Here is a 13,449-nt window from a genome sequence, read left to right on the forward strand (position 1 = left end):
AAAGGGAATAAAAATGCGTTTTAAAAGGAAACAATACATTACCCTATGTCAAAAGTTTCCGTTTTCAATTCCCTCATTTCTACCGGGAATTTTCAGGAGTTCATTGATCGGATTTTTTTCCTGTCTGAACATCAGGCCTCTTCCTATGTCTGTTTTACCAATGCTCATATGGCCGTGGAATCATACAAGGATCCTGCATTTAATCAGGTGCTGAATCAGGCCGATATGGCAGCTCCGGACGGAGGTCCCATTTCTAAGTCCATCAAGGTTTTTCATCAGATTCCCCAACAACGGGTCTGTGGAATGGATTTGGTGCCAGCCCTTTTAGAGGAAGCTGAAAAAAGAGGGAAATCCGTTTATTTCTATGGTTCTACCGATGAGGTGCTGGAGGCCATAAGAAAAAAGGCAACAGTACACGTACCGGATCTGAAAATTGCCGGATCTTTTTCTCCTCCCTTTCGAAAGTTATCGACTGAAGAGGAAGCGGCCATCATCGATGAGATCAATGCAGTGAATCCGGATTTACTTTTTGTAGCTTTAGGATGTCCGAAACAGGAGAAGTGGATGGCGGCACACAAGGGTAAAATTAATGCCTGTATGCTGGGCGTGGGGCAGGCCTTCCTGACTTATGCCGGCTTGGAAAATCGCCTGCCTAAATGGGCAAGAAACCTCTCAATTGAGTGGGTGTACCGATTTTATTTGGAGCCCAGGCGCCTGTGGAAAAGGTATTTGGTGACCAATTCTTATTTCATCTATTTATTTTTGAAATACCGGTTTTTCCCTTCCCGGCAAAAGCAGGCCAAAGTAATGGTGCCCGAAAGTTATTCCTAATAATCTGTTTGCCTGAATTATTCAACACTGATTTTAGCACATGTTTTAATAGTGCAACATCTGACTGCAAATTTGAATTATTGGAAGCTATTTTAGGATAATTTCTCAGCGATAGCGCGCCAATTCTCTCAAAATAATCTGGTAATGAATGCTTCTACAATATTCAAATTTTCGTTATGAATTTTGGCTTTTAAAACGCTCTTAGTAAGTCAGATTAAATAACTTATTTTCAGTGAAATAAAGTTTGCTTGCTGATATATTAATTGCCCCAATTGGGGCTAGCCTGCTTTTTCCTCATTCACCTGCTTCTTTAGAAAAAATGAAATAGAGCATGGTTCCTTCATTTTTCTCGTTTTGCCGATAAACGAAGATTGAAGCAGGAGTAATCCGACTTAATATTGAAATAAAAAAAAGCAGCTCGTAAATGAGCTGCTTTTATATTTATCTTCTTTTTTGTCTTTTACTTCTTGGGTTTTGACCTCGGCTGTTTCCTTGTGGCTCCTTCACCCTGGACTTCCCTTCTCTTTTACCTGTAGTGCTGCGTTTTCTTCCATTTTGCACTTTTTGCTGTTGCTGATTACCCGATTTTTCAGACTTACGGTCTTTCGGTTTATCACTTTTTGCCGGACCACGCATTAAGATTTCTTCCAGGTCTGCACGTTTCAACTCTCTTAACCTACGACGGATGGCTTCTCTTTTCTCCTTCTTGTACCAGAAAAAGAATTGGTGCTGCGCCAATTTCTCCTGCTTACTTTTCGCCGTATATATCGGACGCATGGTGTAAGGATGAACGCCTGAATAATAGGCCACAGTAGCTACCGTCATCGGAGTAGGGGTGAAATCCTGTACCTGCTCCAGCTGAAAGCCCATGTCCTTGGTTTCTGCTGCCAGATTGGCCATCTCTTCCTCCGTACTTCCCGGATGGGAACTGATGAAGTAGGGGATTAATTGTTGCTTAAGCCCGTGCTTTTTATTGTAGTGATCAAATTTCTTTTTGAATTCATGGAAATGCTTAAAGCTTGGCTTTCGCATAATCCGCAAAGTCTCATCGGAAGTATGTTCTGGAGCCACTTTTAATCGGCCGGAAACGTGGTGCCCAATCACCTGATCCAGATAATCATCAATACTGTTGTCCGCTTTTTTATTATAGCTTTTTACCAGCATATCATAGCGAATGCCGCTACCTACGAATGCCTTTTTAACTCCAGGATGATGATCCACTTTCTTCAACAGATCAACCATGCTGCGGTGGCTGGTGTCCAGATTACTACAGATCACCGGGTGAATACAGGAAGGACTCACACATCGGTCACAGATGGACTGGTCAATCCCTTTCATGCCATACATATTGGCAGATGGGCCACCCAAATCGGAAATATAGCCTTTAAAGTCGGGCATATTCACCACCTGCTCCACCTCTTTCATGATGGACTTTTGACTGCGGCTGGCAATGAATTTTCCCTGATGCGCAGAAATGGTACAGAAAGAACATCCACCGAAACAACCCCGGTGCATATTGATGGAAAATTTGATCATTTCCCAAGCCGGAATTACGCCCCTTTTGTCATATTTGGGGTGCGGCAGTCGGGTATAGGCCATATCAAAGGATTTGTCCATTTCCTTTTCGGTCATGGTCTGATAAGGCGGGTTGATGACCAAATTTCTTTCGCCAATGCCCTGTACTAAACGCTTGGCATATAATTTATTGGATTCCTGCTCAATGTGCTTAAAGTTTGCAGCATAGGCAAGTTTGTCTTCCAGACATTTTTCATGCGAATGTAACTCCAAGTCCTCCCAGTTTTTGACCACCGGCAGGCTTTCTTCTACCGGTCTCATGATGGCAGTCTGTGGAATATTGTGCATGGAGGACAATGGCACCCCTTTTTTGGCTAATCGGATGATTTCGCGTAAAGGCTGCTCACCCATTCCGTATACTAGCAAATCAGCACTGGAAGTCTCCATGATGGAGGGTAATAATTGATCCTGCCAGTAATCGTAATGGGTTACTCGTCGAAGGGAGGCCTCGATACCTCCAATCAAAACCGGTACATCCGGATAAAGGTCTTTGAGTATACGGGAGTAAACCGATGTGGCATAATCAGGCCGGAAGCCTGCCATACCGCCCGGAGTATAGGCATCATTGGATCTTCTTCTCTTATTGGCCGTATAGTGATTGACCATCGGATCCATGCATCCCCCCGTAACACCGAAAAACATTCGGGGTTTGCCGAATTTTTTAAAATCGCGCAGGTCATCCTGCCAGTTGGGCTGCGGGACAATGGCGATGCGTAATCCTTCCGCTTCAATCATTCGTCCGATTACAGCCGCCCCAAAGGAGGGGTGATCGACATAGGCATCTCCGGAAATCAGGACAACATCTACTTCGTCCCATCCTCTGGCTTCTGCCTCTTTTTTGGTGATTGGTAACCAATCAGTAATCGGGCGTTTCCCTTTTTGCATGGTCTTTTCCATTTGATTTGTTGAATAGCATGCAAAGATAAAGAAAACCTTGGTAAAAACGCCCTTTCCTTAGAAATGGGCAAAATTTCCTGTATTTTGAGCTATATTAAAGTTTGGTGATTAATAATTGACTTTTTATTGCGGATTCCAACTTATTTTCTCTCAGTTATTAATAGGAACATGGAATCAGAACATTGAGGATACGACTGTTAAATTTGATGAAGAAGCCAGAAAGACAAAAGGCTGTGAGTTTGAATGAGTATAGTGCTTCGGGATTAGGCCGCCGCCAGCATAATGAGGACTACTTGGTAGCCGGTACGGCTGCTCACGGGAAAATTTTCATTGTTTGTGATGGCGTAGGTGGGGCTTCCAATGGTGCTCAGGCTTCTAAATTTGTGGGGGATTATTTATTAAATGCGTGGAAAAGTAGTGCCCAAAGCTGGACCATTCAGGAAATGAATGAAAAGATTATTGCTTCTGAAAAGGCCTTGCGGCTAAAGTTTGAAAATCAGAATATTGATCAGATGGCGACCACGGTGGTCATGGTTCAATTCCATGGGTTGGAGGCACAAATCGCCTGGGTAGGAGATTCACCTTTGTTTCATTTTGACCTCAACGGACAGTTACAATACCGCACGAAGGATCATTCCATGGTGCAGAATTTGGTAGACGCCGGTGTCATTTCAGCTATTGAGGCGAAGCATTGGCCTGGCAGGAATATCATTACCCGAAGTATTTCCCTGAAAGGGGAGCGTACAGAAGCGGATACTGCGGTTCGCCTGATTGCTGAAGGAGATGTGATGCTGTTGGCCTCAGATGGGGTGTTAGAAGGTGTTGATGTAAGCCTTCTTAAAGCCAAGGTTAAGAAAGGTCGTTCAATGAAAGAAATCGGGGAATGGATAGAACAGTCCTGCGAAAAGTTTACTAAGGATAATTATACTTTCTTTTTGATAAAGCTTTGATATTAAAGGGGATATCGTTGTTTTGATTCTTTGAAAATATAGCTACCCTTTAATATGTGTTTTATTTTTGGCTAAACGTTGCCTGTTTTTGATAAAGGTCAGGAAACCTAATGCTGTCATTAATTTGTGAAGGTATTGAAAAATCTCTTTCAGAATTTTTCAAAGGCATTCTGTTTTTCCTGTTGTGGGTCGTCTTTTTGGGCATTTTGTTAAGAAAAGGTGTCTGGAGCATACCAAACCTCTCCTTTTAGGGATTTCCGATTACTATAGCAAGTTTTGGTGAAGGTTTGGAAATGAGTGTGTTCGGTAATTTTGTTTCAGGTATTTCTTATTTTTGAAAAAGATAATAGGCTTGTTTTTTATATCTTTTTTCAGTTTTTAACTGTTATAAGCGGGTAATTTGGCATTTCACTCAACAAGGCCTTCTTATTTGTCTTCTCTCAAGCCATCACTTTCCCTATCGTATTTTATTTTTGATTGTTTATTTGGTTTAATGATCATTTTCCGGTCGTAAAAATAGATCGGTCGAAATTGTGCAGGCTAAATTTTTGGCTTAGATTTGTTAGTATTGAGTATAATTTTGACAGGAAATTTAAAAGTATAAAGTGCCAGTATTTCAATCTGCAGATCAATTATTACGGGATATTGGAGGGAAAAGGGAGCGACAAGTGATCAATCACCTCTTCCTTCAGAAACAAGCACGATTCGATTTTTTGGTCGAATTGGTCGGAGGAGATGAGCGTTTCCTGCAACGATTGGTTGCCAAACAGATTTTGGTTCGTCAGGATGACTGGGTATTGCTGGATGATCGCATCCTTTCCTTTTTGGAGCGATTCATGGAGGTGAATGAAGATATTCAGAATTATGAAATTGACGAACGCATAGGTGCCATTGAACTGAATATTCGCCTTTTTCAGGAAGAGCAACTGTGGAAACGAAAAGAAGCCTTTTTGCATAAGGTCAAAAAATCCATGAGCAGCCTCGGGCGGGTGGTGAAACGGAATGTAATCGATTTGGGCAAGCAGGTCCAGATGGATTATAAGACGGAGGTGAACCCTAAAGTGAAGGAAATTAAGATTCACGATCATAACGAAAAGGCCAAAAAACTACGTACGCTGATTGGTGCGATTGAGGAGTTATTGGAAAATCGGACTTTTTTCCAGGAGGCGAATGATGAAATGCTCAATCGTTTGGCGATAGAATTACGTTATGATTTTTTGCGGGAAGCAAAAGTGAATTTGCGAGAGCTTTCTCAGGAAATTGTGGGATATCTGAACCGCATTGAAGAGCAACATGCTATTCACCGGAAGCTACAGGAAGTTAAAAGGCTCAAGGATTTGTTTGAGCTCGAGAAGCGTACGAATGTGGAACAGTTGGTCAATGAACAAATAAGTTTGTTCTTTGCGCCGCGCCCATTTGTATCAACTCCGCCCTCTTTGGATTATCTGAGGTCCGATGACGGAGGGGCATTGGTAAGTAAAATTGCCAATAAATTGCGTCATAGGGCACGCCAGAATGCTTCCAGAGCTGGTGTTATTGCAAAAAAAGCACTGGATACTGCGGCAGTTAAGGAAATGCGGATCAACTATCCCAAAATCAAACAGGCTTTCTTTGAAGGGGAGCAGGACCTTTTCAATTTTGTGGTGGACTATACCTTTGAGCGGGAGGTGGACTTACAGGAGCGGGTAAAGGTTTTCTGTAAATTGGCTTTAATGTATGAAGATCAGATGCATTTCACCGGCATGACGAATGTGCACCAGCAAATTCGTTATGGGGTGATTTTGCCATTTAATCCAAAATCAAAAGCACTTCAGGGGAAATAAAAAGAGAAAAATGGAAACAATAAAACCATATATCGCTCCGGTTTTTGATCTTTTGAGTAAAGGAGGCTTTCTAAGCGCCAATAGCTCAAAGATGGAATTCCGAAAAATCTATAATAAAGTAGAGGAGCATTTTGAGGACTTTGAGCAATATTTTGAGGCTTTGGGTTATCAATTACAGGCCGGCAATAATTATTTCTATTTCAGCAGAGTAGAACAAAAGTATAGCCTGGAAGAGAAGTTGGAACGCTTTTATAAGTTTATTGATATTCTGGCCTTTTTTGCGGATTATTTTCAGGGATTTGGAGAAGGCTACCGCTTTGCCATATCCGAAGTGGAGCAAAAGTGTAAAGTGGATACCAACTTAAGTGATCAATTGAAGGTCATTGCGCCGGAGGGAGCTAACTTTTACGATAAAGTGAGACGAGTGGTGAAGCTGATGACGGATCGGGGCTTTTTTGAGTGTGAAGATGATGAGCGGGAGGATTATAAAGTGCTGTCTTCCTATAATTATTTAATGGAACTAATCAAACTGATTGATATCGATGAAGAGGAGGCAACTAAATAAACTGGTATTTATCAATAGCGCTGCGGTGGCGTATAGTGAGGTTGCCTTGGATGGGAATATTCACTTTGTGGGTTCTAATGGTTTTGGAAAGACCACAGTGCTGCGCGCTATTCTATTCTTTTATAATCCATCAGATCGAAAAAGAGATTTAGGAATTCGTGAAGATCAACAGGCCTTTTCGGATTATTATTTCACTTCTTCGGATTCTTATATCATTTATGAGGTGAATCATGAGGCTGGGCCCTACTGTTTGGTTTTGTATAAGAAAAACGGAAGACTGCACGTTCGTTTTGTGGAAGGGGCTTACCAGCGTGATTGGTTCATTACCAACTACCAGGCCAATGAGCAACAAGAGGTTTGGGAGAAAATCCAGGATACCGGGGTCAATATATTGCCAGAAGAAATTACTCGTTTAGGGCATCTGCGCCAGATTTTATATGGTGCAGCAGCAGAAAAAGTCTGGAGACGATTTGCGCTTTTTCGCGTAAATGCCGGGCTGGCTAAACGTAAGACGAATAATATTCCGCTGGCTATTTCCAATATTTTCCGCTCTTCCCGTCTGGATTCCAATTATATAAAGAAATCAATCATTGATGCGGTATTTTATGAGTCCGTGAAGCCGCTTGACCTGACGGTGATTGAGCGGCAGTTGGCCAGGTTTCGTAATGATTTAAAAGATTTAGAAACTTATCAGGCCCAGGAGGAGGTTGCGCTTTCGATCATCGAGCAATATGGAGGTTTAGAGGAGTTGAAGTTTTCTTTAAATCAGAATGCGAATAAATTAGGACATGAAGTTAATCGGATAAATGACCGGCTGAATACCATCGATGAACAGTTGATGGTCATGGAGCAGGAGGTATTGGCCGAGGAGCAAAAGGTGGCTGATTTGCAATCCAACTTTGAGCAGGAAAGCTCGGAGCTGAAGTCCTCCATTGCCATTCTGAAAAATGAACTGAAGGAGACTGAAAAGTTACATGCGTTCTTTGCTGACAAGGATATCGAGCAAATTCTGGCCAAGGTGAAGGATAAGCCGGTACTAGAGAAAAAGCACCAGCGTTTGAGAAGAGAACTGGAGGATGCGAATCGTCAGGTTTCGGATGTATCCGTTTTTTATGAAAGTAAGCTGGCTCGCCTGGAAAATGACAAAATGGCCTTTGATAATGGCTTGAATGAGGAAAAGCACCAGATTGAGGAGCAATTCTCTAATAAAAAAAGTCAGGAGCAGGAATTATTAGCAGAGGAGAAAGACCGTCTTGCAGAGGCTTATCAGTCTAAGGTGGCTCCTTTGGAAGATCAGCTGAATCGCTACAAATCCAAACAGGCAGATTTACAAGCCCGATTACGAGAGGCGGAGAAACGCCCTCAAAAATCCGAAGCCCGGAAGAAGCTTGAGCATAAATTGGCGGATTTGGAACAGCAGAATCAAAGCTGGTTGCATGAGGAGGATTTGCTGAAACAGGAAATTCGGGCAAAGAAGGAGATGTATGAATTGCGCTTGGGGCATTTGGAATCTTCTTTGAAATCGGATCAAAAGAAACTGGAGCAGGAGCAGGCACAATTGGAAGAGGATATCCAGCAATTGGAAAGCCAGATAGAATCTTATACCGGTTCGCTTTTAGAGTTTTTGCAGGATGCTTTGCCAGGCTGGGAACAAAATATTGGTAAGCTGATTCGTGATGATTTGCTTTTTGCCAAGGATTTGTCCCCAAAGGTGGAAACAGATAGCACTGATTTCTATGGGCTTTCCGTGAAATTAGATCATTTGCCCGAGACTAAGCATTCTTTGGAGCGCCTGCAATTAAAGTTGAAAGGGCTTCAAAAGCAGTTGGAGCAGATCAAGCCAAGACAAAACCAATTGCATTCGGTTTTTGAGACTGGTATGGCTGATCTACAGCATCAGATTTCACGTCCGGTCAAAAAATTCCAGTCTAGATTAGAGCAACTGGCTTATGATCGCGATAAGTGTGAGACTGAGGCTAAAGGTCTCCGTATTCAGCTGGAAGAGTTAAAGGAAAAAGAGCAAAATCAACATCAGGAAAACCTTCATGAATTTCATTTAGAAATTGATGAGGTGAACCAACAGTTAAAGGTTACCGAAGAACAAAAGCAGCATTTTCGCATTCAATTGACTGATGAGACCCGTATTGTTGAACAGAAGTTCAAAGTAAAGTGGGAGGCACAGTTGGTGGAGAAAGAAGCCGCCTTGACAGAAATTCAAAAAAGGGCTGCAATGGCGCGTGAAGAGTGGGAGAAGGAACGCCTGCAAATGTTGCAAGACCGGGAAGATCAAATGTCCGGTAAGGGCATGGATCCAGGCAGGGTACGTGATTTGGAAGAACAATTGCAGGGAATTGAGGACCAATTGAAGGCCCTGGATGATAATGCAATTGATTTAGTAAATCGCTACAAGTTTTCCAAAGAAAAATACTTTGATGCTGAGGCTGAGAATAAGGATAAATACCAATCCTTACAGGAAAGGTTGCTGGAACTTAATGAGCAATTTCGTCTTCAGGAGGCCGGTTACCGAAGGGATCTGAAGGATCGTCAACTGGCAATGGGGCAACAGCGACAGCTCAAGAAGGAGTTGGATAATTTATTGTCTCAGGATTTTGAATATTTCAAGTCCGGAGAGCATTCGGTGTATAAGCTATACCAACAGCAAATCGAAAACCCGGGCGGTACCGCCGAGGAAGGAATCGACCTGAAGGAGGGGATTCATTTGATGAACAGTCATTTTAGCAGACTGACTATGGAGACCTCCCAATTGCAAAGGACGATTAATAAGTTTATTGGTAATTTCTCCATTAATAATTTCCTGAACTTTCCAAAAAAGATGGAAAGAGATCAGGATTATAGTGACTTTGTGCAATACCATTTGGAGCCATTTGTAAAAAACAATATGGTAGAATTGGCGCAAAAACAATTAGAGAAATTACATGCGGATACCATTACCGATATCGCTCGTGAGGTAAAAGATTTCAGTACGCACTCTACAGAAATTAGCTCTGTCATTCGACAAATCAATGCCGATTTTGAGTCCTCCAATTTCGTTGGGGTGGTGAAAAGTATTCAGCTGGACTTCCGCGAGAAAAATGCTGGTGTAATTCAACTGATGCGGAAGATTAAAAAGATGAGTGAAGACCATCAGTTTGGTGCGCAAAGCGGCATTTTCAAAAAGGGTTTGTCGAATAATGTTTCTCAGGAATCTATTCGTTTATTAACCAAGCTTAAAAATGCCATTGATGAATCCACCAAAAAGGTGATCTCCATCCATGATACTTTTGATCTTTGGTTTCGTGTTCTGGAAAATAATAATGATACCGGTTGGGTAGAGCGTCTGTCCAATGTTGGATCTGAGGGAACCGACGTGATGGTGAAAGCGATGATTTATATTACCCTGCTGAATGTATTTAAGCAAAATGCTTTCCGCGCCGATGATCGTTACCTGATTCACTGTATGATTGATGAGGTGGGTAAGTTATCTGACCGTTACCTGAGAGAGCTGATTCGATTTACCAATGATAAAAACATTCGGCTGATTTTTGGCTCACCGAATGAAAATGACCCGCTAATCTATCAACACGTTTATAAGGTTCATCGGGAAGAAGATGTCATTCAGGTGATTGAGCTCATCGGAGAAGAAAAAATACAGGAGGAAGAAATTTCTGCATAAAACCAAAAGGGAGACATCGTGCTCCCTTTTTTGTTTTTTATAGCCCGTAAGAGATTTTTTTATTTCCTTTTGTTATTATATTTCATCTAAAATATAGTATTATTGTATTAATATATCGCCCCATAGTTCAAGGGATAGAATAGAAGTTTCCTAAACTTTAGATCCAGGTTCGAGTCCTGGTGGGGCGACCAATTGAATTTAGGGAGGGTAAAGACAATAGTTTCATAGGGGGATATTTTTTAATTAGACCCTGTTACTTTTTTGTTAAGATGAGCCAATTAGATCACTTTTTTGTTTTGTTTTAAGGGCAGGCTCCTTTGTAATTGTAATTTTCTGGGTAATTAATTGGGAGCATTCATTGATAATATCCTTACCATTCAGCTGATATCAAATTGACCAAAAACTCTGACAGGCTTTTATAGCCCCTTTTGATTTAGACGAAAAAGGGCTATTTTTATTTATTGTTTAAGTGTATGGATGTAATTAGAATTTTTTTCCTATACTAAATCCATAAGATACAGTTTGATAAACATCCTTATAATCAAATACTAGGGAAGGGGCAAATTGAAAATTATCGCCAAATTCAATTTCGTATTCAACTCCGGCCTTTAAGACACAAAAGTCTTCCCCTTCGGTGGAAAACATACGTTCGTATCCTGGTCCAGCTAATATATTTAGACCTTTTACGATTTCGAATTTGGCAACCAATGCTATAATCATGACATTTTCCCTTATGATTTCCTCTTGTCCTTTGGTGACTATTTCATATTGGTCAATTTCCATATCGGCCATTATTCCTACACTGAATCTGTGGGTCAGTTTATAAAAATAGTCTAATCCAACGGTAGGCACCCAGTTTCCTGTATTTGAAAGCCCCTCCGCATGGACATGCGAATAATGCTTGGAGGGAATATGGGTGAAACCTGTATAAAAATTGATCATATGTCTTTTAAAATCATGCTCTGTTTGGGCTTGGTTAAGTTTTTTCGCCAAGTTGTGGCCGTGGTTTTGGCAAATTCCGGTCAGGCTGGTGGCACATATTAAAATGATTAAGCAAAGTACCTTTGTGTTAATTTTCATTACTGTTATCAGAAAGAAATGAGTATTTAATTATGTTTTAATTTGTAGCAGCAAGGTAGGGCTGGCGCTTTATTTTTTACCTGAACACAACGGATTGTTTTTTATGATCATAGTGCTTCTTATGAGTATTGTGCAAATTTATATTAAATTATATATGATTTACTCTCTGAATTTTGGGTGGATTTTGATAAATAGAGTTTGCCTTTGGTTTAGCCCCCCTACTTTTGGACTTTTTTCATATTTGTAATTGGCACGTGAAGACCAAAATTGTCATTTGCATCTGAATATATTGAGCGTCTTTTATTGTACCCCAAATACCAGCTTATATTGATAAAATTAAAACGACCACGGAAAGGTATCATTCCTACAAATTTCCTATCATGAATTCCCTCTATGTTTTGTTAAAGCCCTAAATTTTATGGAATGTTTGGTACAGGAGAGATTCGTTGCTCCTGGTGGTGACTTGGTACGTTGGTGTTTAGAGGTAAAAATACGTGCCTTCATTTTTTCACAATACCACAAAATTCATGGAGTGTTGAATTGATTTATATTAAGATAAGGTAAGGAAGACTCGGTAATTGCCTTCCGTTAGTTTTGCCATATTTCAAAATTCATCACGGATTTTAGATTTTTAAGTCTTCTTTGCATTATTGATATAGTGCAATGGGTTTAGCCTTAATCTGATGATTCTTTAACATGAGTGCAACTGTTTCATTAATGAAGGCAATTCGGATGAACAAGGACTCTCCTGTGGAGGAAGATGCCGTTACCAAAGCAGAATCTTCAAAAACAGGATGATTCTCCACCTTTTGAATATTCAAATCTGGGTTTACCTCCCGTATGAATTTTTCGGCAATTATTAATTGCATTATCAGTCTCCTTGTAAAAGTATTTTATATATACCTTAAAAGAAGTAAAAAATAATTTATTATCAATGTTTTTATTTTGATTATTTTACAAAAATAAGGTTTTTAGTTTTTGTGATTTCGATCATTATTGAAATACTTATTTCTTTGGGGTGTGGAAAGGATTGATGTAGAGGGATTTATCGGTTGTTTTGCGCTCTATCTCAATTGTGCTTTCGCAGATTCATAGTGAATTAGGATTTCTTTTTTGGGAGTGCCCAAGTGGCTTTTAGGTTTCGGTTAACCCGAATTGTTCACCGCAATATTTATTAACTGATTGCAAGTAATTTAATTTCAGTTCATTACAATTTATTTTCTTTGATTTATATTAGCCCAAATTTGGGCAGGCTTGCTTTCTCCTCATTCATCTGTTTAGTTGGAAAAAATTCGAAATAGTAAACTATTCCATCATTTTTTCCGCCTTACAGCTAAACGAGGATTAAAGCATGGATAATCCGGGTTAAAGCATGTCTTTTAAGGGTGATTCTTCAATAAACTTAGCATTTCTCCTCCAAAGGATTCTTTTTGCCCTGACTTTTTACGATTTCTTTAACTCCTAATTTCCCCGAATACCTTAAGCTATCCGATCTGATATTTTGATCGGCTGATGGCTAAATTGTTTTCTTTCTTGAGAAGTGTCTAAGTAATTTTTGGGAATGACCTATTATTTGTTTCGGATAAGGAGAGAAGTATTTATTCTTGTATTCCGAATTAATCTTATAAATAACTGAAAATAAAACGATTATAATTGTTTGCTACCTTTTGAAAGCTAGGTTTTCAAATATATTTTTCATTGGTATTATCGATAATATTTTCTTTGGGAAGCTCTCCTACAGCGTACGAGCCTGAGTAATCTTATCGTCAGACAAAGAGGATTTAAATAGTTTATGCATCAATTTTCAGGTCTTAATGCCTTAGCTTTTCTTTTTCCAATTGTTCTTCGAGAAAGGAGGCAGTGAGCGCTATATTTTAAAATTTTTTTAATGGCGTCTGAAGATCATTGCAAAATATGCTGGGGGGAGAGGTTAAATTGTATAGACTTTTAAAGAGTAAATCGATAAATAGTACGGAAAACATACCTCTGGTTTCAGTGTACTGAAAATTTAAAGTATACCTCAATAACAGATTTTACGCTCTAAAAATATGGCGA

8 protein-coding genes and 1 tRNA gene are annotated in these 13,449 nt (G+C 40.1%); 6 read left to right on the forward strand and 3 right to left on the reverse strand.

The features are described from left to right. Positions 1-45 precede the first annotated feature (45 nt). On the forward strand, positions 46-831 hold the full coding sequence (locus AAA970_RS21615; protein WP_338238958.1) for a WecB/TagA/CpsF family glycosyltransferase: 786 nt from the start codon (positions 46-48) through the stop codon (positions 829-831). 441 nt (positions 832-1,272) lie between these two features. Here AAA970_RS21615 and AAA970_RS21620 read toward each other — a convergent pair whose 3' ends face one another. Further along, a complete protein-coding gene (locus AAA970_RS21620) occupies positions 1,273-3,303 on the reverse strand; it encodes a YgiQ family radical SAM protein (protein WP_338238959.1) in 2,031 nt (676 codons plus the stop codon). A 206-nt stretch (positions 3,304-3,509) separates the two neighbouring features. On the opposite strand from AAA970_RS21620, the gene AAA970_RS21625 reads away from it, so the two are divergent. The 5 genes from AAA970_RS21625 (at position 3,510) to AAA970_RS21645 (ending at position 10,505) form a co-directional block, all read left to right on the forward strand. Next, on the forward strand, positions 3,510-4,253 hold the full coding sequence (locus AAA970_RS21625) for a PP2C family protein-serine/threonine phosphatase (RefSeq protein ID WP_338238960.1): 744 nt from the start codon (positions 3,510-3,512) through the stop codon (positions 4,251-4,253). A 605-nt stretch (positions 4,254-4,858) separates the two neighbouring features. After that, positions 4,859-6,076, forward strand: a complete 1,218-nt coding sequence (locus tag AAA970_RS21630) for a hypothetical protein (protein WP_338238961.1) — start codon at positions 4,859-4,861, stop codon at positions 6,074-6,076. Positions 6,077-6,086: 10 nt separating this feature from the next. Continuing rightward, complete coding sequence (locus tag AAA970_RS21635) at positions 6,087-6,641, forward strand: condensin complex protein MksE (protein ID WP_060689077.1); 555 nt, start codon at positions 6,087-6,089, stop codon at positions 6,639-6,641. Beyond that, positions 6,619-10,314 (forward strand): ATP-binding protein, encoded by a 3,696-nt coding sequence (locus AAA970_RS21640; RefSeq protein WP_338238962.1) that lies wholly within the window; start codon positions 6,619-6,621, stop codon positions 10,312-10,314. Before AAA970_RS21635 ends, AAA970_RS21640 begins: the two co-directional genes overlap by 23 nt. 116 nt (positions 10,315-10,430) lie before the next feature. Further along, positions 10,431-10,505: transfer RNA gene (locus tag AAA970_RS21645), tRNA-Arg, on the forward strand. 292 nt (positions 10,506-10,797) lie between these two features. Here the strand turns inward: AAA970_RS21645 and AAA970_RS21650 are convergent. Together AAA970_RS21650 and AAA970_RS21655 are read right to left on the reverse strand one after the other, a co-directional pair. After that, the gene (locus AAA970_RS21650; RefSeq protein WP_338238963.1) at positions 10,798-11,394 is read right to left on the reverse strand and encodes a hypothetical protein; all 597 of its coding nucleotides are present in this window, start codon (positions 11,392-11,394) and stop codon (positions 10,798-10,800) included. Positions 11,395-12,041: 647 nt separating this feature from the next. Next, positions 12,042-12,263 (reverse strand): hypothetical protein, encoded by a 222-nt coding sequence (locus AAA970_RS21655; protein ID WP_338238964.1) that lies wholly within the window; start codon positions 12,261-12,263, stop codon positions 12,042-12,044. Positions 12,264-13,449: the final 1,186 nt, after the last annotated feature.

Source organism: Persicobacter diffluens (assembly GCF_036244895.1).
GTDB lineage: Bacteria > Bacteroidota > Bacteroidia > Cytophagales > Cyclobacteriaceae > Persicobacter > Persicobacter diffluens.

Bases quoted from the DNA above. Each gene is read 5' to 3' on its own strand.
- AAA970_RS21625 (WP_338238960.1), top strand. From the start codon at position 3,510: ATGAAGAAGCCAGAAAGACAAAAGGCTGTGAGTTTGAATGAGTATAGT.
- AAA970_RS21635 (WP_060689077.1), top strand. From the start codon at position 6,087: ATGGAAACAATAAAACCATATATCGCTCCGGTTTTTGATCTTTTGAGT.
- AAA970_RS21620 (WP_338238959.1), bottom strand. From the start codon at position 3,303: ATGGAAAAGACCATGCAAAAAGGGAAACGCCCGATTACTGATTGGTTA.
- AAA970_RS21640 (WP_338238962.1), top strand. From the start codon at position 6,619: ATGAAGAGGAGGCAACTAAATAAACTGGTATTTATCAATAGCGCTGCG.
- AAA970_RS21615 (WP_338238958.1), top strand. From the start codon at position 46: ATGTCAAAAGTTTCCGTTTTCAATTCCCTCATTTCTACCGGGAATTTT.
- AAA970_RS21655 (WP_338238964.1), bottom strand. From the start codon at position 12,263: ATGCAATTAATAATTGCCGAAAAATTCATACGGGAGGTAAACCCAGAT.
- AAA970_RS21650 (WP_338238963.1), bottom strand. From the start codon at position 11,394: ATGAAAATTAACACAAAGGTACTTTGCTTAATCATTTTAATATGTGCC.